At 70.6% G+C, this 21,109-nt stretch carries 21 protein-coding genes and 1 pseudogene; 9 read left to right on the top strand and 13 right to left on the bottom strand.

Annotated features, from left to right (window positions below):
* Positions 1-46: 46 nt before the first annotated feature.
* Entirely contained in the window at positions 47-1,789 is a 1,743-nt protein-coding gene (locus SNR22_RS00605; RefSeq protein WP_320064219.1) for a M28 family metallopeptidase, read from the top strand.
* A 245-nt stretch (positions 1,790-2,034) separates the two neighbouring features.
* Positions 2,035-4,041, top strand: a complete 2,007-nt coding sequence (locus SNR22_RS00600) for an ABC transporter ATP-binding protein (protein WP_320064217.1) — start codon at positions 2,035-2,037, stop codon at positions 4,039-4,041.
* Here the strand turns inward: SNR22_RS00600 and SNR22_RS00595 are convergent.
* The 10 genes from SNR22_RS00595 to SNR22_RS00550 all read right to left on the bottom strand — a co-directional run bounded on the left by SNR22_RS00595 (position 3,999) and on the right by SNR22_RS00550 (position 11,401).
* Entirely contained in the window at positions 3,999-4,235 is a 237-nt protein-coding gene (locus SNR22_RS00595) for a hypothetical protein (protein ID WP_320064216.1), read from the bottom strand. The genes SNR22_RS00600 and SNR22_RS00595 overlap by 43 nt on opposite strands.
* 8 nt (positions 4,236-4,243) lie before the next feature.
* Entirely contained in the window at positions 4,244-5,413 is a 1,170-nt protein-coding gene (locus SNR22_RS00590; RefSeq protein WP_320064215.1) for an NAD(P)/FAD-dependent oxidoreductase, read from the bottom strand.
* Complete coding sequence (locus SNR22_RS00585; RefSeq protein WP_413775565.1) at positions 5,410-5,613, bottom strand: ferredoxin; 204 nt, start codon at positions 5,611-5,613, stop codon at positions 5,410-5,412. Before SNR22_RS00585 ends, SNR22_RS00590 begins: the two co-directional genes overlap by 4 nt.
* A gap of 11 nt (positions 5,614-5,624) precedes the next feature.
* Positions 5,625-6,758 (bottom strand): cytochrome P450, encoded by a 1,134-nt coding sequence (locus tag SNR22_RS00580; RefSeq protein WP_320064213.1) that lies wholly within the window; start codon positions 6,756-6,758, stop codon positions 5,625-5,627.
* Between the two features lie 124 nt (positions 6,759-6,882).
* On the bottom strand, positions 6,883-7,170 hold the full coding sequence (locus SNR22_RS00575) for a hypothetical protein (protein ID WP_320064212.1): 288 nt from the start codon (positions 7,168-7,170) through the stop codon (positions 6,883-6,885).
* A 259-nt stretch (positions 7,171-7,429) separates the two neighbouring features.
* Positions 7,430-8,731 carry a sulfite oxidase gene (locus tag SNR22_RS00570; RefSeq protein WP_320064211.1) on the bottom strand — a complete coding sequence of 434 codons (1,302 nt, stop codon included), beginning with the start codon at positions 8,729-8,731 and terminating at the stop codon, positions 7,430-7,432.
* Between the two features lie 291 nt (positions 8,732-9,022).
* Positions 9,023-9,538 (bottom strand): NUDIX domain-containing protein, encoded by a 516-nt coding sequence (locus tag SNR22_RS00565; protein WP_320064209.1) that lies wholly within the window; start codon positions 9,536-9,538, stop codon positions 9,023-9,025.
* A gap of 212 nt (positions 9,539-9,750) precedes the next feature.
* Entirely contained in the window at positions 9,751-10,302 is a 552-nt protein-coding gene (locus SNR22_RS00560; protein ID WP_320064208.1) for an NADAR family protein, read from the bottom strand.
* 86 nt (positions 10,303-10,388) lie between these two features.
* Positions 10,389-11,033 carry an SRPBCC family protein gene (locus SNR22_RS00555; RefSeq protein WP_320064206.1) on the bottom strand — a complete coding sequence of 215 codons (645 nt, stop codon included), beginning with the start codon at positions 11,031-11,033 and terminating at the stop codon, positions 10,389-10,391.
* Positions 11,030-11,401 carry a metalloregulator ArsR/SmtB family transcription factor gene (locus SNR22_RS00550; protein WP_320064204.1) on the bottom strand — a complete coding sequence of 124 codons (372 nt, stop codon included), beginning with the start codon at positions 11,399-11,401 and terminating at the stop codon, positions 11,030-11,032. The genes SNR22_RS00555 and SNR22_RS00550 overlap by 4 nt, the downstream gene beginning before the upstream one ends.
* Positions 11,402-11,576: 175 nt before the next feature.
* On the opposite strand from SNR22_RS00550, the gene SNR22_RS00545 reads away from it, so the two are divergent.
* Together SNR22_RS00545 and SNR22_RS00540 are read left to right on the top strand one after the other, a co-directional pair.
* On the top strand, positions 11,577-11,927 hold the full coding sequence (locus SNR22_RS00545; protein WP_320064203.1) for a YciI family protein: 351 nt from the start codon (positions 11,577-11,579) through the stop codon (positions 11,925-11,927).
* 6 nt (positions 11,928-11,933) lie between these two features.
* Positions 11,934-12,458: a hypothetical protein gene (locus tag SNR22_RS00540; RefSeq protein WP_320064201.1), complete on the top strand. Its 525-nt coding sequence runs from the start codon at positions 11,934-11,936 to the stop codon at positions 12,456-12,458.
* Between the two features lie 22 nt (positions 12,459-12,480).
* Here SNR22_RS00540 and SNR22_RS00535 read toward each other — a convergent pair whose 3' ends face one another.
* Positions 12,481-12,954: a MarR family winged helix-turn-helix transcriptional regulator gene (locus SNR22_RS00535; protein WP_413775564.1), complete on the bottom strand. Its 474-nt coding sequence runs from the start codon at positions 12,952-12,954 to the stop codon at positions 12,481-12,483.
* Between the two features lie 85 nt (positions 12,955-13,039).
* Between SNR22_RS00535 and SNR22_RS00530 the strand changes: the two genes are divergently transcribed.
* From SNR22_RS00530 to SNR22_RS00510, 5 genes are all read left to right on the top strand, one after another.
* A complete protein-coding gene (locus SNR22_RS00530; RefSeq protein ID WP_320064200.1) occupies positions 13,040-14,842 on the top strand; it encodes an ABC transporter ATP-binding protein in 1,803 nt (600 codons plus the stop codon).
* A 427-nt stretch (positions 14,843-15,269) separates the two neighbouring features.
* Positions 15,270-15,884, top strand: a complete 615-nt coding sequence (locus SNR22_RS00525) for an SHOCT domain-containing protein (protein ID WP_320064198.1) — start codon at positions 15,270-15,272, stop codon at positions 15,882-15,884.
* A gap of 208 nt (positions 15,885-16,092) precedes the next feature.
* Positions 16,093-16,962: a hypothetical protein gene (locus SNR22_RS00520; protein ID WP_320064196.1), complete on the top strand. Its 870-nt coding sequence runs from the start codon at positions 16,093-16,095 to the stop codon at positions 16,960-16,962.
* A gap of 443 nt (positions 16,963-17,405) precedes the next feature.
* Positions 17,406-19,079: a DUF262 domain-containing HNH endonuclease family protein gene (locus SNR22_RS00515; RefSeq protein WP_320064195.1), complete on the top strand. Its 1,674-nt coding sequence runs from the start codon at positions 17,406-17,408 to the stop codon at positions 19,077-19,079.
* A gap of 253 nt (positions 19,080-19,332) precedes the next feature.
* Positions 19,333-20,061, top strand: coding sequence for a hypothetical protein (locus SNR22_RS00510; RefSeq protein WP_320064194.1), 729 nt, complete (start codon positions 19,333-19,335; stop codon positions 20,059-20,061).
* A gap of 7 nt (positions 20,062-20,068) precedes the next feature.
* On the opposite strand, the pseudogene SNR22_RS00505 reads toward SNR22_RS00510, so the two are convergent.
* Positions 20,069-20,281 (bottom strand): annotated as a pseudogene (locus SNR22_RS00505) (hypothetical protein); the annotation flags it as partial.
* A 2-nt stretch (positions 20,282-20,283) separates the two neighbouring features.
* Positions 20,284-20,577, bottom strand: coding sequence for a DivIVA domain-containing protein (locus SNR22_RS00500; protein WP_320064193.1), 294 nt, complete (start codon positions 20,575-20,577; stop codon positions 20,284-20,286).
* Positions 20,578-21,109: the final 532 nt, after the last annotated feature.

Raw genomic sequence — 21,109 nt, 5'->3', positions numbered from 1 at the left:
CGGTCACGCCCAGGTGCACACCCCCGATCTGCACCGAGGAGCATCCATGAGACGCACAACGTTGACCGCGGGCCTCGCGCTCGCCGCCGCCGTCGCCCTGACGGCGTCGGCGGCGACGCTGCCGGCCGCCGCCGCACCGGCCCGGCCCGCCGCGCCGGCGCTCGCCGCACTGGCCGCCCCGGACATCTCCGTGACGAACGTCCAGGCCCACCTGAGCCAGCTCCAGAGCATCGCCACCAGCAACGGCGGCCACCGCCGGGCCGGCTCCGCCGGCTACACGGCCTCCGTCAACTACGTCAAGGGCAAGCTCCAGGCCGCCGGCTACACCATCACCGAGCAGAACTGCACGAGCTGCACCTACCCGGGCAACAACGTCATCGCCGAGTGGCCCGGCACCGCGCCGGCCGACCAGGTGGTCATGTTCGGCTCCCACCTCGACGGCGTCTCCGCCGGCCCCGGCATGAACGACAACGGCTCCGGCTCCTCGGTGCTGCTGGAGAACGCCCTCGTGCTGGCCCAGCAGAACCCGACCATGACCAAGCGGGTCCGGTTCGCTTGGTGGAACGGCGAGGAGCAGGGCCTGCAGGGCTCGAAGTTCTACGTCAACTCGCTCAGCGCCACCCAGAAGGGCTACATCAAGGGGTACTACAACTTCGACATGGTCGCCTCCACCAACGGCGGCTACTTCATCAACCGGGTCACCTCCACCACCGGTGCGCCGCTGAAGGCGTACTGGGACTCGCTGGGTCTGGCGCCGGAGGAGAACGTCGAGGGCCAGGGCCGCTCCGACGACTACTCGTTCCAGCAGGCCGGCATCCCCACCTCCGGGTACGCGATGGGGGCCAGCGCCCGCAAGACCAGCGCGCAGGCCACCAAGTGGGGCGGCACCGCCAACGCCTCGTATGACCCCTGCTACCACGCGTCCTGCGACACCACCAGCAACATCAACGTCACCGGGCTCAACCGCAGCGCCGACGGCATCGCGTACGCCATCTGGGACCAGGCCGTCGGCACCGGCACCCCGACCAACGACTTCTCCGTCGCGGTCAGCCCGACCTCCGGCAGCGTCGCCCGGGGCGCCTCCACCACCGCCACGGTCTCCACCGCCACCACCTCTGGCAGCGCCCAGACCGTCGCCCTGTCCGCCACCGGCGCGCCCAGCGGGGTGACCGTGTCGTTCAGCCCGTCGTCGGTCACCTCCGGTGGCTCCTCCACGATGACCGTCGCCGCCTCCTCGACGGCGACCACCGGCACGTACACCATCACGGTCACCGGCACCGGGTCGGCCACCCACACCGCCACGTACAGCATCACCGTGACCGGCACCGGCGGCTGCGCCGGCGGCCAGGTGGTCGGCAACTCCGGCTTCGAGAGCGGCGCGACCGTCTGGACCGCGTCCTCCGGCGTCATCACCACCGACCAGGGCCAGCCCGCCCGCACCGGCACCTACAAGGCGTGGATGAACGGGTACGGCAGCAGCCGCACCGAGACGCTGTCCCAGTCGCTGACCGTCCCGGCCGGCTGTGGCACGTACACCCTGTCGTTCTGGCTGCACATCGACACCGCCGAGACCACCACCTCCACGGCGTACGACAAGCTCACCGTCCAGGTCGGCAGCACTACGCTGGCGACGTACTCGAACCTCAACAAGGCCACCGGCTACGTGCAGCGCACCTTCAACGCCGCCGCGTACGCCGGACAGACGGTCACCCTGAAGTTCACCGGTGTCGAGGATGTCTCGCTGCAGACCAGCTTCGTCATCGACGACGTCACCCTGACCGCCAGCTGACCGGAGGGAAGGGGCCCCGCCAGCGCCTGCGCCACGGCGGGGTTCCCTTCCCACCGGCTCACGTCGCCCTTCGCCGGCCGTCGCGGCTGCCCCGCCGCGACGGCCGGCCGGCGTTCTCACAGGGAGGGCCGGACCCCGGCACGGCACGCCGATTGCGGCGAGACACCGAATCGTCGCGGACAGTAGGATTCCCGTGGCTGCCGACCGTAGCGGGCGGTCCGGGGCCAGCTCTCCGGGAGGGGTCCGTGGAGAAAGCCGTCCGCCAACGCCGAGCGCCCGACCAGACCCTGCCAACCGACCCTGTCGCCCAAACCGACCCCGTCGCCCCGGCCGAGGGCTCGCCGGCTGACGGCGTCGAGGCGTCGACCCTGCCCGAGCTGGACGACCGGGGTTGGTTGCACCACGCGACCGAGTTCGCCCACACCAGCTTCTGGGCGGTGGCCCGGCGGCTGCCCCTGCTGGTCCGTGAGGCGATCGCTCTGGCCTGGGCGACCAGCCGCCGGGACACCGCCGCGTCCATCGGGCTGAACGTCGCCGCCGGGGCGATGACCACCCTCGGCCTGCTGGCCACCACCGGCGTGTTGCGCGAGGTGTTCGCGGCCGGCCCCACCCCGGAACGGATCCGGGCGGCGCTGCCGGCCCTGGCGCTGACCGCCGCGGCGGTGATGGCCAGGGGCGGCCTGACCATCGCGGCCGGCTGGGCGCAGGCCCGACTCATCCCGCAGGTCAACTACCAGGTCGAGCTGCGGCTGTTCGAGGCGACCACGGCCGTCGACCTGGCGGCCTTCGACGACGCCGGGTTCGCCGAGGAGATGGACCGGGCCCGGGAGCGCGGGGTGACCGAGGCGGCCTGGATCGTCGACCACACCGTCAATCTGATCACCGGCCTGGTCGGCGTGCTCGCCACCGCGGCGGCGGTCACCGTGATCCAGCCGCTGCTGCTGCCCTGTCTGCTGCTCGCCGGGGTGCCGGAGGCGGCGACCGCGGTGAAGATGGCCCGCCGGCAGTACCTGGAGATGCTGGCCCGGATCAACCGGCGTCGCCGGATGTGGATGCTGGCCAATCTGATGGCCAACCGGCGCACCGCCGCCGAGGTTCGGGCGTACCAGATGCGCGACTTCCTGCTCGGCGAGTACCGGCGGATGATGGTCACCGAGACGAGGGCGCACCTGCGCCTGGTTCGCGCCCAGACCCGGACCCGGGTGCTCGGCACCTCCGCCGCAGGCCTGGCCACCTTCGGGGTGTACGCCGTCCTTGCCGGTCTGCTGCTCGGCGGCATGGTGGCCCTCGCCGCCGCCGCGACCGCGCTGATCGCCCTCCAGTCCGCGCGGTCCAACCTCGGCGCTGCGGTGTTCGCCACCAACTCGCTGTACGAGGACGCGCTCTACTACCAGGACTACCGGGACTTCCTGGACCGGGCCCGCGGCCGGACCGGCGCCGGCGGCGAGCGGCCGACCGACGGCTTCGACGTCATCGAGCTGGACGGGGTGAGCCTGCGCTATCCGGACACCGACGCCCCGGCCGTCGACGAGGTGAGCCTGACCATCCATCGGGGGCAGGTGGTCGCGCTGGTCGGCGAGAACGGCTCGGGCAAGTCCACCCTGGCCAAGCTGATCGCCGGCCTGTACCGGCCGACCGGCGGGGTGATCCGGTGGGACGGCGTGGACACCGCCGAGCTCGACCCCCGCCAGGCCGGTGGGCACGTCGCGGTGCTCAGCCAGGACTGGTGGAAGTTCCCCTTCACCGCGGGCCAGAACATCCGTATCGGCCGGCACGACCGAGCCGCCGGGCACCGGGGACCCAGCGTCGAGGATGCCGCCCGGGCTGCCGCCGCCCACGACATGATCAAGGGCCTGCCGTTCGGGTACGACACCCTGCTGGACCGCGAGTTCAAGGACGGCCACGACCTCTCCGGCGGCCAGTGGCAGCGCCTCGTCGCCGCCCGTGGCCTCTACCGGGATGCCACCCTGCTGATCTGCGACGAGCCCTCGGCGTCGCTCGACGCCCGGGCCGAGCACGCCCTCTTCCAGCACCTGCGACGTCGCCCCGAGCGGGCCGTCGTGCTGATCACTCACCGGCTGGCCAACGTTCGTCACGCGGACCAGATCTTCGTGATGGAGCGTGGCCGACTCGTCCAGTGCGGCACCCACGACGAGTTGGTCGCCGCCGACGGGCTCTACCGCGAACTGTTCGACCTCCAGGCCAGCGGCTACCTCGGCGACGCCGTCGACGAGGCGTCGGCCCCCCGCTGACCCGAGGCCGTCGCCGAGGCATCGACCTCTGAATGTGGAGCTTGCGGGCGGTGCCAGCGCAGCCAGGCGGCCTGGCCACCGTCGACGAGCAGGTCGGTGCCGGTGATGTAGAGCGAGGCGGGTCCGGTCAGGAAGGCGACCGCCTCGGCGATCACGCCGGCGCCGGTCACCACGACGACATCTCGGTCAGTCACGATGGCGCTCATTCGGTGGTGGTAACTACGGAGGACCAGGGCGCGCCAGCGGCGATCGCCTGCCGCCAGGAACGGATGGCCTTGGGTGGCATGCCGACGACCAGGGCGCCGACGAGACGATCGCCTTTGCGGTACGCCGCGAGGAACCGCCGCTGCGCGAGGTCACCCTCGACGATCTCGACGGCGTCATGGCCGCGCAGATAGCCGTACGCATGGATCTTTATGTCGTACTGGTCGGACCAGAAGTACGGCACCGGGGCGAACGGCTTGCGTGCCGAGGGGTGCAGCAGGTTGCGGGCGGCCGCCATGCCCTGCTCGGCGGCGTTGGTGCGGTGCTCGATGCGCATGGACTCGCCGAACAGCGGGTTCAGCCAGCGGGCGACGTCCCCGGCACCGTAGACGTCCGGAGCGGCTGCGCTGTACTCGTCGCACACCAGGCCGTCGGAGAGGTGCAGACCGCTGCCCTCGAGCCATTCGGTGTTCGGCAGCGACCCGATCGCCACCAGCACCTCGTCGGCCTCGACGGACCCACCGTCGCGCAGGAGCACCCCGCCCTCGGTCACCGCCGAGACGCCCACGCCGGTGCGCAGTGCGACGCCGTGCTCGGAGTGCGCCTGCGCCAGCACCCGGCCGACCTGCTCACCGACGGCGTGCGCCAGCGGCACCGCAGCCGGTTCCAGCAGGACCACCTCGCAGCCCAGGCTCCGGGCCACGGCGGCCGACTCGGCGCCGAGGAAGCCGGCGCCGACCACGACCAGTCGCCGGCCCGGACCGAGGCGCTCGCGCAGGTGCAGGGCGTCGCCGACGGTACGCAGCACGTGGGCGCCCTGGCCGGGCAGCCGGCGTGGGCGTACTCCGGTGGCCACGATGAGACCGTCATAGCCGATCCGCTCGCCGGTGCCCAGCTCCACCGTGCGCTCGGCAGAATTCAGGCCGGTGGCGAGCACACCGAGACGTACGTCGAGGTGGAGCGCGTCGATCTGGGCGGCGGTGCGTAGGGAGAGCCGTTCGGCTTCCCACTGCGACGCGAGGATCTGTTTGGACAGCGGCGGCCGGTCGTACGGCGCATCCACCTCCTCGCCGACCAGCGTCAGCGTGCCCCCGTACCCCTCGCGGCGCAGGGTCTCGGCCGCGGCGAGGCCGGCGGCCGAGGCGCCCACGACGACGATCCGGTTCACTGCTGCACCAGACGGATCGCCGCGGCAGGACACACCGCCGCCGCCTCACGCACCTGGTCGTGGTGCTCCGGGCCCGGCGTCTCCTCGAGCACGATCGCGACGCCGTCGTCGTCGCGCTGGTCGAAGACGTCCGGGGCGACCATCGCGCACTGCCCGGCCGCGACGCACTTCGGCTCGTCGAACTCCACTCGCATCATCATCGTCGACTCCTTCACCAGGTGACCGGCAGCGACCGGAGACCGTAGGCGACGCCCTCCATCGCGAACTCGACCTGCTCGAACGGCACCGCCAAGGCCAGGGTGGGGATCCGTCGGTAGAGGGTCCCGTAGGCCACCTGCAGTTCCACCCGGGCCAGCGACTGGCCCAGGCACTGGTGGGCGCCGTAACCGAAGGCGTGCTGCTGACGGGCGGGCCGACGCAGGTCGAGCCGCTCCGGCTCGGGGAACTCCTCGGCGTCGTAGTTCGCACCGGCCAGTTCGAAGATGACGCCATCACCGGCCTTGATGACCTTGCCGTGAAGCTCGATGTCCTCGTTGGCGATGCGCCGAATCCCGCTGTGCACGATCGTCAGGTAGCGCAGCAACTCCTCGACCGCGTTGGCGACGAACTTGGGGTCGTTGCTGTTCTCGCGCAGCAGTGCCAGCTGGTCGGGGTTCTGCAGGAGAGCGAGCGTGCCCAGCGAGATCATGCTGGCGCTGGTCTCATGCCCGGCGATCAGGATGGCGGTGGCCATGACGATGGCCTCCGGCGCGGTCATCTCGCCCGCTCGGACCTTGCCGGCCATCTCGGAGATCACGTCGTCGCCGGGGTCGGCCATCTTCCTCGCGAAGAGATCGCCGAGATAGCCACCCAGCGCGCGGCTTGCTTCCGCAGCCTGCTCGGGCGTCGACTCGTGGCTGATCAGCGCGTGACTGGTGGTCTGGAACAGCTCGCGATCCTCATAAGGAGCACCGAGGAGCTCGGTGATCACCATGGTGGGGACCGGCAGGCCGATCGTCTGCACCAGGTCGGCCGGCTGCGGGCCGGCGAGCATTTCGTCGATCAAATCGTCCAAAACCGTCTGGATACGCGGACGCAGCGCCTCGACCCGCTTGACCATGAACGGCGCGTTGACCGTACGCCGCAGCCGGGTGTGCTCCGGCGGGTCCGTGTTGGTGATCAGTGCCGGGTGGTGCGGAGCCGAGGCCGCGCGGCTGCGGGTCATGTGCGGATAGCCAGGACGCTTCTCGTCGATGCTCAGCCGCGGATCGTTGAGCAGTTCCCGCTGATCGGCGTGCCGGGTGATGAACCACGGCGTGCTGCCGTCCCAGATCCGCACCTTGCCCACCGGGTCCTCGCGGGTCATCTCGCGCACGGTCGCCGTGGGAGCGAAGGGGCACGCCGATTCCCGCGTCATCGGGTAGTAAGGAACGTCGTTGGTGCTCGTCGAAGTCGGTAACAATGGGTCTCCTCAGGGGGATAAGCGTGCTTCAGTACCTGGCACGCGCCGGCACAAAAACTGAGAAACCGATACAAGCAGGCGGCGTACGCAGCAGCACCTGCGCACGGGCCAGCAACTCGGTGATGTGGCACGGCTTGGTGACGTAGTCCTCCACCTCGGCGCCCACCTCCGGAAGCAACCGGTCGAGGTTCTCGAACGTGGCCATGCCGAGGATCGGTGGCCGGGCGGTCACCGTGTCGCGCAACTCCGCCTCCGGCGCCACCACCAGCAAGCGGCGGCTGCGAAGCACCGGTATTTCTCTCACGTTGCTGTACATCTGGCACCTTCACCTCGAAGCGGGAGCTCGGCTCGGCGCCGGCCGAAGCCACGCCCGCATCCCACCTCGCGGGCGCCAGCCCCATTCGTCATCAGCCTGCCGCAGTACCTGATGCTGATCAATACTGCTCGACGTAACATCCATGTCCCAGCCGACGGAACTTACCGTTTGTCCAGAACAGGCAAGCAGAACACCTGTCGTCGATAGTGGACTGACCCGCTGCCCTACGTCGCACGCCCAACACCGAAACCGCCCGCGTTCAGCAGACCGTGACCGGGTGCCGGACGACGCCGTCGAAGAGGTAACCGAGGTCGTTGGGGCGGGCCCGGTCCGGCTGCCCGGCCCCGGTGACGTCGGTGGCCCGCGCCCGCAACGTCACCGGGCCCGGCCCCGCCGGCCGCCAGCGGGCCGTCCACCGCTGCCACGGCCCGCCCGCGTCGGCGGCGACCAGCTCGGCCGGCCGCCAGTCGTCGTCGCCGGTGCGCACCTGCACCGACCGGATCGGGCCCGCGCCCGACCAGGACCGGCCGCGCAGCAGCACCTCAGCACCGGCCGGCACCCGGGCGTCCCAGGGCAGCTCGAAGGCGCTCTTCACCGACTGGGCGCCCAGCTCGGCGCCGCCGGCCGGGCGGTCGGGGCCGAACATGCGGTAGAGCTGGGTGTTCCACGGTGAGAACAAGGGGACGGTGGAGACCTCCACCGGTCCGACCCACTTGATCGAGGAGATGCCGATCCAGCCCGGCACCACCACCCGCACCGGGAAGCCGTGGTCCGGCGGCAGCGGCTCGCCATTCATCTCGTACGCCAGCAGCACGTCGTCGAGGGTCTTGCCGACCGGCAGCGGCCGGCGGACCCGGCCGAGGTTCACCCCGCCGGTGACGTACTCCGGGTCCAGCCCTTCCGGCATCACGTCGACGGCCGCCCCGGTCAGCCCGGCCAGCCGCAGCACCTCCGACAGCCGCACCCCGCGCCAGTGCGCCACCCCGACGCCGCCCAGCCCCCACGCCACCCCGGGCGCGGGCCGGTCCTGCTGCCCGGCGAAGAACCGGCGGCCGTTGCCGGCGCACTCGATCAGGGCGGTGACCCGTTCGGCGGGCAACCGGCGCAGGTCGTCGTAGCCGAACTCGACCGGCCGGTCCCGGGTGGGCGCGCTGCGCAGGCCGTCGCCGAAGAGGCTCAGCCGCCACGTCCCGGGGTCGACCACCGGGGTACACGTGTGGTTGCGGACGAAGAACCGGTCGGTTGGCACGACGTGCCCCTGCCCGGCCATCGCCTCCCAGCGCATCTCGGCGTTGGTCTCGTGCCGGGTGAAGAGCCGCGGCGGCAGCGGCTTGACCACGCCCGACTCGTCGGCCGACCGCCCGGGGTCGGAACCGACCGGTTCGGGCGCGACGGCGACCGGGTCGCGCTCGGCCGCGGCGGCGGCGAGGGCGGTCATCGCCGCGCCCAGCTCCAGCAGTTGCGGGCGGGACTCCTCCGCGCCCCGGGCCTGGCCGGCCAGCCACTGCCGGGCCCGTCGGGCGTCGTGGTCGGCTTCGTCGTACGACAGGGAGTGCGGCATCGGGGTTCCTCCGGTCGGGCGTGTCTAACTCCTATTGAATCAGTAGGAGTTTTCGCCGGGGGAGGCGTCACCCGGCCGGAACCACCGGTCCCTTCGGTCGGCGGCCTTGCTCAGGTGACCGCGGTGATCGTCCCCGCGACCACCAGCACCCAGGCCCAGAGTCGGCCCACGTTGAACCACGCCCGCCGCAGCATCCCGACGCCGGAGCCCCGTGGTTAACTCATTGTGCCGAATTCCTGGCCCAGGGTTGCCGGGCGGGGTGGCCGGTCAGGCATCCCGGTGTGCGGCCGGTCAGGCGCTCCGGTGTGCGGCAAGGAAGTCGGCGAGCACCTGAGAGTGGGTGGAGAAGGCCAGCTCGGCCGGCTCGGTGAGCACCAGCCACTCGGTCGCCTCGTCGGTCGGCGCGGACGGCGGGAGCTGCCCGGCGGCCCGCTCGGGCAGCGTCCCGAAGACCATCATGGTGCCGCCCGCCGGGGCGCTGTGCACCGCGAAGAGCTCCGCGTCGCCGGCCGTCGCGACCAGCCCGGTCTCCTCGCGCAGCTCCCGGACCAAGGCGTCGCGCCACTCCTCGCCGTACTCGATGAAGCCGCCGGGGAGGGCGAGCAGGCCGCGTGCGGGCTCGATGTCCCGGCGCACCACGACCACGCCCAGGCCGGCGTCGGTGCGTACCGGCAGCACCGCGACGGCGACGGGCAGGGGATTACGCCAGACGGCGTGCCCGCAGGCCGCGCAGACCCGGGGCCATCCGCTCCCCGCCGGATAGCCGGCGCCGCAGGAGGAGCAGTGGGAGTACGGTGCGCCGGTCATGCTGCTGCACGTTACCGCCCCGGCTGCCCGGCCCCCACCGGGTGGCCGCCGGCCACGACGAGATCGGCCGCCCGGTCGGCTGCTCCGTCACCGTCGCCGTCACCGTCCCACCCGGCCAGCGCCGCCCCTGACCGCGCCGCCGCCGGGTCTCCTCCGGTGATCGTGGACAGTTGTCGCGCCGTGCTGGCGACAACTGTCCACGATCACCTTTGTCAGCCCCGCAGGGTCGACCGGGCGTCCATCAGGGCGAAGCCGAGCAGGTTCTCCCCCCGCCAACGGGCCGGGTCCTGCGCGTCGGGGTCGTCGGCGGCCAGGCCGATGCCCCACACCCGGTCCACCGGGCTGGCCTCGACCAGCACCCGGTCACCGGTGCCGAGCAGGAACGCCCGCAGGTCGTCGTGCTGGGCGAACTTGGCAATGCCGCCGGCCACCACGATGTCGTACCGGTGGGCCGCCCAGCGGGTTTCGTCGAAGCCGCGGACCCGGCGGCCGAGGGTTTTGGCCTGCTGCGGATGCCCGACGGTGAGGACCCGCTGCGCCACCTCGTCGTCGCCGAAGAGGACGGCCTTGCGCCACATCATCCAGTGCTCGGCGGTGTCGAAGACACGGCCGTCCACGGTGAACGGCGCGGGCCACCACTGGCTCAGGCAACCCGGCCCGATCGCGCCGTCCCGCCCGGGCCGGTGGCCCCAGAAACGCAGGTATTTCACCCGGGTGCCCGCGTCGTGCAGGGCCACCAGGTCGGCGACGGATCGAGGCGACATGGCGACAGTCTGCCCGTCACCCCCGACGATCCGCAGCCGCCGCCGGTCTCGCCCTGACGTGGCGCGGCCGCCCTCGTCCTCGACGGTCAGGCGGCCGGGTCTCCGAGGTACGCCGCCGTGGTCCGTGCCGCCGCCGCGGCGGCCACGTCCGGGTCGGTCCCGGAGGCGATGTCGGCCTCGCCCCAGTGCCGGCTGCTGGTCACCACGAACTGTCGCCCCTCGTCCGACGCCGCCCAGGCGGCCCCCTGCTCCCGGATGTCGTCGCCCCCGTCGTCGCCGCGCAGGTACGTGGCCAGGCCGAGCAGCCCCATGTCCCAGCCGATCCCGACTGCGCCCGGCCCGAACTCGGCCCAGACCACGTCGTCGACGTGTGCCACGTGCTCCAGCGTGAACCGGGTCCGGTCGTCGGGTTCCGGGGTGAGCCGCACCTCGATCCAGCTCATCTGTTCGCCCATCTCCCAGGTGGCGGCGAAGCTCTCCGGCGGGTTGCAGCGCTGGATCTCGCCGCCCGCGTTGCCCTCGAACTGGTACCGGCCGTGCAGCCGCAGGTCGCCGTTGACGGGCAGGAACCAGCGGGCGATCCGGGCCGGATCGGTGCAGGCGTCCCAGACGTCGGAGACCGGAGCGTCGTACGTCTGGCTGATGGTCAGCACGCGGGCCGCTCCGGCCGGCAGCACCCGGCTGCCCACCCGGCGTTCCACCCCGCTGATCTGGTGAGTGGCATCGATCATTCCGGTCTCCTCTTCTCGGGTTCGTCATCGGCCTCGGTGGCCAGCCGGCGTTCGCGGCGGCCCCGGGCCAGTTCGGTGGCGAGGGCGTGCAGGGGCGGGGTCCAGAACCGGCGGAAGTGGCCGAGCCAGTCGTCGACCTCGCGCAGCGGCTCGGGATTGACCGCGTACAGCCGGCGGGAACCCTGCGGGCGCACGGTGGCGAAGCCGCTGTCCCGCAGCACCCGCAGGTGCTGGGACACGGCCGGCTGGGAGATGCCGAACTCTGCCCGGATCACGTCGCAGATGGCCCCGGCACTGCGCTCGCCCTCGGCGAGCAGCTCCAGGATCCGCCGGCGCACGGGCTCGCCCAGCACGTCGAATGCATGCACCCGACAGTTATATCAGACAGGCCTTATATAAGCTGCGGCCGGTAGGTTCGGTCGCGGGGACGGCCCACCGGTCGGAACCCTCAGCCGAGGCGGGCGGCGTGTCGAATCCACCCGGCCCCGATCGTGTGGAGGGTGGAGGTCGGCGCGGGTCGACCCGGACCAAGGAGTAGATCGCATGAAGCAGTACCTGATCAGCATGTACCAGCCGGCCGGCCAGGGGCAGCCGGACCCGGTGTTCCTCGCCGGGGTGATGCGCGAGATCGAGGCGATCCGCCGTGACCTCGTCGAGGCCGGTTCCTGGGTCTTCGGGCAGGGCCTGCACGCCCCGGAGACGGCCACCGTGCTGCGCACCCGAGGCGACGAGGTGCTGATCACCGACGGGCCGTACGTCGAGGGCAAGGAGTATCTCGGCGGCGTCACCATCATCACCGCCGCCGACCTCGATGCCGCCCTGCACTGGGGCCGTCGCTACGCCCGGGCCACCACACTGCCGATCGAGGTCCGCCCGTTCGCCGGTGAGGCCTGACCCGACGTGTCCGACCCCGCAGCCGACGTCGAGCGTGCCTTCCGTGCCGGCCACGGGCGCGCCGTCGCCGTGCTGGTCCGCCTCCTCGGCGACATCGGCCTCGCCGAGGAGGCCGTTCAGGAGGCGTACGCCGAGGCGGTGCGCCGCTGGCCGGTCGAGGGCACGCCGGACACCGACTGGGCCCAGATCCTCCAGCTGTACGACCACCTTGTCGCCCTCGCGCCGAGCCCGGTCGCCGCGCTGCACCGCTCGGTGGCCCTGGCGGAGGTATGCGGCCCCGCCGAGGCCCTTGCCACGGTCGACACCCTGGGCCGCGAGACCCCGGCTCTGCACCGCCACCACGTCTACCACGCCGTCCGCGCCGACCTGCTGCGCCGCCTCTTCCGCCCCGACGAGGCCCGTGCGGCCTACCAGTCCGCGATCACCCACACCTCCAACACCCCGGAACGCGCCCACCTGACATCCCGCCTCCACACCCTCCCCACCCCCACCTCTCCTGACGAGCTGATGGGGGCGGGGGAGGCCGGTTAGTCGGGTGGGGCGGGGAGGTCGGTCAGTCGCGCAGGGTGCGCAGGATGCGGGCCAGGTGGGCGCGGTCGGTGGGGCTGAGCCCGCCGAAGAGACGTTCCGCCTCGGCGTGCCGGGCGGCGTGGATGGCCGCGCCGACGCGTACCCCCTCGTCGGTGGGGGTGACCACGGTGGCCCGCCGGTCGGCCGGGTCCCGGCGGCGGGCGACCAGGCCGCGTTCCTCCAGGCCGTCGACGACCTCGGTGGTGGAGCGCGGCGCGATGCGCAGGTGCTCGGCCAGCGCGCTGAGTCGCATGGCGCCGTGTCGGGTGAGCACGCCCAGTGCCCGGGAGTGCCCGGGGTTGATCTCCCAGGGCTCCAGGGTCTGCCGGGACAACCGGCGCAGCCGGCGGGCGACGGCCCAGAAGCTCTCGGCCAGGCCCTCATCGCCCGCCTCAGCGCTCTGCCCGTCCGCTCCGGCGGGCGGGGCGGGCCGAGGCACATGATCGTCGGCGGTCACGGGAATACGGTAGCAGAACTTCCTGTTGCTACCTCATGATGAGGTACCCTCAGCATTATCGTTCCCCACCGGAAAGGCACCCCCCTTGGACACACCCCCCACCCACCGCGAAGGCCGTGGCGGCCCCCGCACTGTCAGCCCCGCCGAGAAGGCCGAGGCCCGGCAGGTGTCGCTGCGCCGCATCGGCCGGCTCTTCGCCGGACACGGAGCGCCACTCACCACCGTCACCGCGATCATCGTGGTCTCGTCGATCGTCGCCATGGCGTCCCCGTTCCTGCTGCGCGCGGTCATCGACCGGGCCCTGCCCGAGCGCGACCTGACCCTGCTGGCCTGGCTGGTCATCGGCATGGTCGGCGTCGCCGCCGTGACCGCCGCCCTCGGCGTGGTCCAGACCTGGCTCTCCACCCGCGTCGGCCAGCAGGTCATGCACCGGCTGCGCACCGACGTCTTCGCCCACCTGCACCGCCAGTCGATCGCGTTCTTCACCCGCACCCGCACCGGCGAGGTGCAGTCGCGGATCACCAACGACATCGGCGGCATGCAGACGGTGGTCACCTCCACCGCCACCTCGATCGCGTCGAACCTCACCACGGTCGTCGCCACCGCCGTCGCCATGGTGGCGCTCTCCTGGCGGCTGTCGCTGATCTCCCTGGTGGTGCTGCCCCCGGCAATCTGGCTCACCCGCCGGGTCGCGCGGATGCGGCGCGAGATCACCGCGCAACGGCAGCGCGAACTGGCCGACCTCAACGTCACCATCGAGGAGGGGCTGTCGATCAGCGGCGTGCAGCTCAGCAAGAACCTCGGCGCGGGCGCCGCGCTCATCGACCGGTTCGCCGCCTCGTCGGCCCGCCTGGTCGACCTGGAGCTGCGCTCCGACCTGGCCGGCCGGTGGCGGATGGCCTCGATGAGCGTCATCTTCGCCGCCATCCCCGCGCTCATCTACCTCGGCGCCGGCCTGCCCGGTTCCGCCGGCACGCTGAGCATCGGCACCCTGGTCGCCTTCACCGCCCTGCAGGGCGGGCTGTTCCGGCCGCTCATGGGCCTGCTCGACGTGGGCGTCTCGCTCACCGCCTCGATGGCGCTGTTCGCCCGGATCTTCGAGTACCTCGACCTCCCCGTCGAGGTCGACGACCCCGAGCGCCCGGTCGAGATCGACCCGCGCCGGGTCCGCGGCCACGTCCGCGTCGAGGGCGTCACCTTCACCTACCCGGGCAGCGACACGGCCGCGCTCGCCGGGATCACCCTCGACGTGCCGGCCGGCACCGGCCTGGCCGTGGTCGGGCACACCGGCTCCGGCAAGAGCACCCTGGCCGCCCTGGTCAGCCGTCTGCACGATCCCACCGCCGGGCGGATCACCATCGACGGCGTCGACCTGCGCGACCTGCGGCTGACCGACCTGGCCGCCGTCGTGGGCGTGGTCAGCCAGGAGACGTACCTGTTGCACACCACCGTGCGGGAGAACCTGCGGTACGCCCGGCCGGACGCCACCGACGCCGAGATCACCGACGCGGCCCGCGCCGCCCAGATCCACGATCTCATCGCCGCCCTGCCCGACGGGTACGACACCATGGTCGGCTCGCGGGGGCACCGGTTCTCCGGCGGGGAGAAGCAGCGCCTGGCCATCGCCCGCACCCTGCTGCGCGACCCCCGGGTGCTGGTCCTCGACGAGGCCACCAGCGCGCTGGACACCGAGACCGAGCGCGCCGTGCAGCGGGCGTTCGACGAGCTGTCCCGGGGACGTACCACGATCACGATCGCCCACCGGCTCTCCACCGTGCGCGACGCCGACCAGATCGCCGTGCTCGACCACGGCCGGATCGTTGAGTCCGGTACGCACGCCGGCCTGCTCGACCGCGCCGGCCGCTACGCCGCCCTCGCCACCGCGTGATGGTCCGCCGTTCCTCGGCGCGACACGCCCGGGAGCGGGCGCTGAGCAACGGACAAAAGATGCTTCGTCGTGCCAACCTGGCGCTACGGCTGGCCCAATGGCCGATAGGCTGACCAAGTCTCCGCAGATGGCTGAGATCGTCCCAAGTGCGGACGGAATAGCCTGGTCGTTCGGCGGAGGAGGTCCAGTGTGGACAGGGCTAGGCTCCAACGGTTACTTGTAGCGACAGGTGAGGTTGGTCAGCGTCATGACATGGCGGTTCAACGCTCCTCCTGGTTGGCCACCTGCCCCGGAAGGCTGGTTGCCGCCAGCTGGTTGGCAGCCGGATCCGTCCTGGCCAGCGCCACCCGCCGGGTGGCAGCTGTTCATCGAGGACATCGCTGTTCAACAGTCGGCGAATCTTCCAGCAGTGAGGCCGCCGGCAGCGGTGACCGTACCGCCGTCGCGACGCGAGTTCCTCGACCTGAAGCCCGCCAACGTCACGCCGCCGGCGCGACCATCCACCCCACCAGCAGCTACGGAACCTGGGGTGCTCTGGGCGGCGCAGGGACAGCCGATCACCGGTATCGGGGGTGGGCGCTACAAGCTCACGGCGACGATGCTCTACTTCGAGAAGGGCGTTCTTTCGACGAACGCCCAGCAGGTGCCGATCAACCTCATCGTTGACGTGGATCTCCGGCAGTCGATCACGCAGAAGGCCCGCAGTATCGGCAGTGTGTTCCTGAAAGTCCAGCGGATGAACGGTGCTGAGTTGGTGATCCTGGAGGACATCCCGGAGCCGCGAAAGGCTGTGTCAGTCATCAACGACACGGCCAACGCGGCAAGGCTTGCGGTTCAGCAGCGAATGAACACCCATCACTACGCGGGCCTGCCCACCAGCACTCTGCCTCCAGTGGTGTCCCCGTCGGCGGCGCCGTCAGTCGTGTCTGTGCCGACGGACCTGATCGCCCAACTCCGACAGCTCGGCGAGCTACGCGATGCGGGGATCCTGACGGAAGAGGAGTTTGTTGCCAAGAAGGCCGACATTCTGTCCCGGCTGTAGTCCGTCTGATCGCACTGCCAGCCGGCGCGGGTTCTGTAGCCCAAGAGTTGGGCCCTAGGATCTCCCGCACGCAGGAGGCCGGTGGACGACGGTTACCCCGTCGCAGTTCGCGCACGAGCGGGAGGCGCTGGCGTACGTCCAGGCGCTCCTGCTGGTCACCGCGCCCGGCGGGCTCTACCTGATCGAGATCAAAAGTCTGACCGGCCGGTTGGTCTCCAGTGGCTCGAACTGGATCCCGCGGCTGGAGCTGTACCCGCGCGACCTCGACCCGGTCCGTGCGCTGCGGCTCGCCCAGGCCGGCTTGGTGCCTCCCGCCGTCGCGCTCGACGAACGGCGGGGCCTGACCCCCGAGCAGGTGACCCAGCGGGTGCGCAGCCGCTTCCCGGAGCTGGACCCGCTGCTCGCCGAGGCCGGCCTCGATCTGCGTTGGGACCGCGACCGGTACGTCCCGCCGCCCCCGTGCAACGCCTCGTCGTCGGTGTCGGTCATGCAACGCCGCCTCTCGGCGACCACCGCACCGAGCCGGTGGACCGCCGAGTCGCCGGAGCTGGCAGCGGCGATGCGCGCCGAGGCGCGGCTGGCCGGCGCCAGGTCCGCCGGCGGGTTCCGGGCGCTGACGGTACGCCCTCGCCCGGGAGGAACTGGCCCGGCGCTTCGACGCCCGCCCGATCAGCATGGCCGCCGGCTTCCTGCGCCACCTGCACGCCTTGGTCGACGCCGCCCCGAACCCGCCCTGGGAGACCGTCCTTGGCACGGACGTCGCGCCACCGGAACTCGCGGGGGTGATCAGGCTCGCCGAGCACGTCTGGCAACTGGCCACCCCGAGTTGCGGACGGAGTTGCGCGTCAGCGCAGGGCTGGTGCTGCTGGCCCGCTACCGAGCGATGGACCGGCTCGCCGAACTGGCCGACGCGGCGCGGCAGGGCGGGGGGACGTGTCGGTGCTCAGCCCGATGGAGGACCCGGCGTGGCTGCCCAAGCTGGACGGCGAGGTGGTACGGGGTGGGTGACACCGAGTGGATCGCGCTGCCGGACGCCCTGGTCGTCGAAGCCCACCGCAGCGCATTTTCCACGTCCTGAGGTGCTGCCGCTGCCACGCGGGATTGGCGCCATCTCGCTGAGACAGAACTTGGCACAGCCTGTTCGCCTCACCTTGGCATCAGGCGATACTGATTGCCCTGGATCCCCCATCCAGTCGAATCATGATGTTCTGCGTGCAGGTCACGCGTCCTCGATACGCCTGCTCGCTTGAACGTCCGGCTCTTTACGAGCTGCCGCCTCGGCATGAAGATCAGCCTCCTTCGCATCGGGTCAGAATCGAGGGACCATCGTCCAAGGCGCCTTCGACTGTCCCTCCGATGTATCCCAGTTCGAGTCCGAGCCTGCCGCTTCTAGCGCTATCTGTCTGCCGCGTCGATCAGCGCCAGTATGAGATCGGCGTCAAGTGATCGGCGTTCGTGGCGGCTGCCGAACGACGATGCCCTGGCGTACCCTAGGGACTCGACCGGTGGCAAGATGGTTCGATGCAACAGCTTGAGGCTCACGAGGTTCCACTGCACCGGATCTTCTGTCAGGATTACGACTTCCGGATTCCGGATTACCAGCGACCGTACGCCTGGGGTAAGGAGCAGGCGGGACAGCTTCTGGATGACCTCGTCGAGGCGCTGGAGCGGAACTCTGACGAGCCCTACTTCCTCGGCTCGGTGGTGCTGGTCAAGCAAAAGGGGCAGGCCCCTGCTGAGGTCATCGACGGTCAGCAGCGGCTGACGACACTGACGATCCTGCTTGCCGTGCTGCGGGACCTGACCGGCGACCCAGGGCTGCGGACCGCGCTGGACACGATGATCGTCGAACCTGGAAACGCCATTCTCAAGTTGGCACCCAAGCCTCGGATGTCGCTGCGGAAGCGGGACGCCGCCTTTTTTGAAAAGCACGTACAGACCACGGGCGAGATCCCTGATCTCTTGACGATGAAGCGCGATGTCTTCAAGACTGACGCGCAGGTCGCGATCGGAGCGAACGCGCAGCTTTTGCACGAGAGGCTGTCCACCTGGTCGGAGGAGACGCGACTCCGCCTGCTGCAGATGCTGAGCAGTCAGACGTTCCTCGTCGTCGTTAGCACCCCGGACCTGCACAGCGCGCACCGGATCTTCAGTGTCATGAACGCCCGAGGCCTCGACCTGTCGCCGGCCGACATCTTCAAGTCGAAGATCATCGGAGCTATGGACGAGAGCGTCGCGGAGGATTACGCCTCCCGGTGGGAGGATGCGGAGCAGGCGCTCGGGCGGGACGACTTCGCTGAGCTCTTTCAGCATATCCGGATGATCTTCGTCAGGAAGCGGGCGGAACGAGAGTTGCTCAAGGAGTTTCCGGAGCAGGTTCTCGATTCGTACCTGCCTGCCAACGCTGTCGGCTTTGTGGACGATGTGCTCGAACCGTTCGCGGCGGCGTTCGCGCAGATCCGCGATCAGGGGTATAGCTCACACGCTGGCGCCGCGGCGGTCAACGCCTGGTTCCGCCGGCTGGCCCAACTCGACAACTACGACTGGCGACCTCCCGCCCTCTGGGCGCTGCGACACCACGGTGATGATCCCACGTGGCTCGACCAGTTCTTCCGCTCTCTGGAACGACTCGCGGCCAGCATGCTCGTTCGACGCGTCTACGCCACGCCGCGGGCACAGCGGTACGCGAGCTTGCTGCGCGACCTCGCTGATGGCCATGATCTCGCCGCGCCCTCCTTCGAGCTTTCCGGGGAGGAGCGGCAGGAGACGGTGGCCCGGCTCGACGGCGACCTCTACTCGGTGGGGAAGGCATGCCGGTACGTTCTCCTGCGCCTCGACGAGATTATCGGCCAGGCCCCCGGCGTCACCTACGACCAGCCTCGCATCACGATCGAGCATGTCCTGCCCCAACGGCCCAAGGAGGACGCGGAGTGGCGTGCGCTCTTTGGCGAGGATGAGTTGCTGCACTGGACCAACCGCCTCGGCAACCTCGTACTGCTCAACCGCACCAAGAACTCACAGGCCCAGAACTACGACTTCGCCAAGAAGAAGAACCTGTACTTCAAGAGCAAGGGCGGGGTCCCCACGTTCGCCTTGACGGTCCAGGTGCTGGTCGAGGACGAATGGACGCCCGCTGTAGTGCAGAAGCGGCAGGCTGACCTGCTCGAGGCCCTTCGCGCTGAGTGGACACTCTGACCGGTCGCCACGCCCATTCGTGTCGCCCGCCCACCCGACGGCAGCGCCGGCGGGCAACCATCGAGCAGATCGCTGCGGAGGGAGAATCCGTATGAAATCAACGGACGATAGGCGAGGCACCACGCATCCTCTGGCCAGCGATCCGGAGGCGACCCGTCGTCGAACTGACAAGCTGCGCCAGTACCTGACGGCGAACGTGCTCAGTGAGTCAGGCGACTGTGTCTGTGGCAGTCTCCAACGATGTCGGCGGAGCGTGCTCCGGGACCAGGCGGGAGCACCACGATCCGGTGTCATCTACTCTGCCGGCCAGCTCTCTCACGTCGGCCACCACTACGACCTGCGGCTCGACGGTAGGCCGCTGCGCGTCCTGGTCATCGCCATGGAGACCGGGCGTACGCGCGAGAGCGTTGATCTCGACGCGCGTCACGCCGAGGTGATGGATTCGGCGGCACTGGCCTTCACCGCGCGCAACTTGCACATGCGCGGCGTCGCCAGCGCGTTGCGGCTCGCGGTCGGGCGGGACCTGGGCGCGGACCGGGACGGCGAGCTGCTCCGGCTGGACGGCCTCCGGTCCGTGCACCTTTTCGACGCGTACGCCATGGCGAACCTGCGCCTCTGCTCGGCCACGCTGGAGGAAAGCACGAAGGGGCGGGGGAGCCCGACGATGAGCCGAAACTGTCTGCCGCACCTGTCGGCTACCGTCAAGATACTCCAACCGACGCTGTGCATCGTGCAGGGCGTCGAGGTCTACCGCACCGTCACCTCGGCCATGACCCACAGGCACCGGCTCGGGTCGCACCTCGAACGCGCCCGGATTGCGGGCGTGGACACCCTGGTGGCGGCTTTTACCCATCCGTCGGCGTTGCGGCTGACCGACCACTGGGGCCGGCTCACCTCCGCGCCGTACCTGCACGGGACAGTGGTGCCGACGCTCCGCGCGGCCCACCAGTTGCACTGCGCTTGCTGGCCTGGCCCGGTGTAGGCGGCAAGGCGGGGCGGAGGCCGGCGAGCTGGACGTAGATCTCGCGTTTGGCGGTGGCCAGGCCGCGATGGTCGAGCACGTAGCCGGTCAGCCAGATTCAGCCGTGGTACGTCGGCTGGTCGGAAACCGACACGACGCGGAGGGTGAGGGCCCGCTCCCCGGCGAACTGCGCCGAGGCCCGGCCGTCGATCGTCAGCAGATCGCCGGGGGAGGGGCGCATCGCTACCAGCGGCCCCGGTTGGGTGGCTGCTGCTCCGGCGGGCGGCACTCCTGGGCGTGCATGATCTGCCAGTCGCGCACCGCCCGTTTGAGCCGGTCGTTCTCCTGCACGAGCAGCCGCACCTCCTCGTACAGCTCGGTCAGCTCGTCGGCCAGCCGGGTCTGGAACTCGCGTACCTGATCGGCGTCGAGGCCGCGCCGACGCGGGTCGAACGTCCGGGTGCGCACCTCGTGCGGAGTTAACCGGGCCGGCTGGCCCGTCCCGTAGAGCTGGCCACCTCGATACACGTGGGCCATGACGGGTCCTTTCCGGGGCAGACGGAAGCGTGCAGGGTCCGTGCGGTGGGTCGGGAAGGGCGGGCCGTCCGCGCCGGCCACGGACGGCCCGCCCGCTCCGCCGCCGCAGCCCGGTTCGGCGGAACCGGCGATCTCGTCCACGCCGCCCTCCACCTCACCCACTTCGAATACCGCTGGCTACCGAATCCTTGTTGAGATCACTTCATTGATCAGACATTCGAGTGTTGATCGATCTCCGGTTATCATGCGAAAAGTGACATGCCACGATCAGCCGGTCATCTCCGTATCGCCGACCAGGTCGTTGTTGAGGTGTTGCCGGCGTCGGGTTACCACCCTTTGCGCGGAGGCACGGATTCTGTTGCGGTTGCCTGACAAATACCCGATTTGATACTGCTGTGGCGGGTTGTGTCGCGCCGGGCCGCTATCCCGCACTCTGTGGTGTTGCGCGGGGGCTTGATCGAAAACGGGCTTGCCATCTCGGGCGAATGTGCTGTTCAGGTGAGTGCTCCCGGTCCGGCACGTCGTCTCTCGC

This window comes from Micromonospora sp. RTGN7 (assembly GCF_033804645.1).
Classification (GTDB): domain Bacteria; phylum Actinomycetota; class Actinomycetes; order Mycobacteriales; family Micromonosporaceae; genus Micromonospora.
This window is presented reverse-complemented; position numbering and strand designations above follow the sequence as displayed.

Coding starts and splice junctions, on each gene's coding strand:
- SNR22_RS00605 (WP_320064219.1), top strand. CDS start 47: ATGAGACGCACAACGTTGACCGCGGGCCTCGCGCTCGCCGCCGCCGTC.
- SNR22_RS00585 (WP_413775565.1), bottom strand. CDS start 5,613: ATGATGATGCGAGTGGAGTTCGACGAGCCGAAGTGCGTCGCGGCCGGG.
- SNR22_RS00580 (WP_320064213.1), bottom strand. CDS start 6,758: ATGACCCGCGAGGACCCGGTGGGCAAGGTGCGGATCTGGGACGGCAGC.
- SNR22_RS00575 (WP_320064212.1), bottom strand. CDS start 7,170: ATGTACAGCAACGTGAGAGAAATACCGGTGCTTCGCAGCCGCCGCTTG.
- SNR22_RS00570 (WP_320064211.1), bottom strand. CDS start 8,731: ATGCCGCACTCCCTGTCGTACGACGAAGCCGACCACGACGCCCGACGG.
- SNR22_RS00565 (WP_320064209.1), bottom strand. CDS start 9,538: ATGACCGGCGCACCGTACTCCCACTGCTCCTCCTGCGGCGCCGGCTAT.
- SNR22_RS00560 (WP_320064208.1), bottom strand. CDS start 10,302: ATGTCGCCTCGATCCGTCGCCGACCTGGTGGCCCTGCACGACGCGGGC.
- SNR22_RS00555 (WP_320064206.1), bottom strand. CDS start 11,033: ATGATCGATGCCACTCACCAGATCAGCGGGGTGGAACGCCGGGTGGGC.
- SNR22_RS00545 (WP_320064203.1), top strand. CDS start 11,577: ATGAAGCAGTACCTGATCAGCATGTACCAGCCGGCCGGCCAGGGGCAG.
- SNR22_RS00515 (WP_320064195.1), top strand. CDS start 17,406: ATGCAACAGCTTGAGGCTCACGAGGTTCCACTGCACCGGATCTTCTGT.
- SNR22_RS00500 (WP_320064193.1), bottom strand. CDS start 20,577: ATGGCCCACGTGTATCGAGGTGGCCAGCTCTACGGGACGGGCCAGCCG.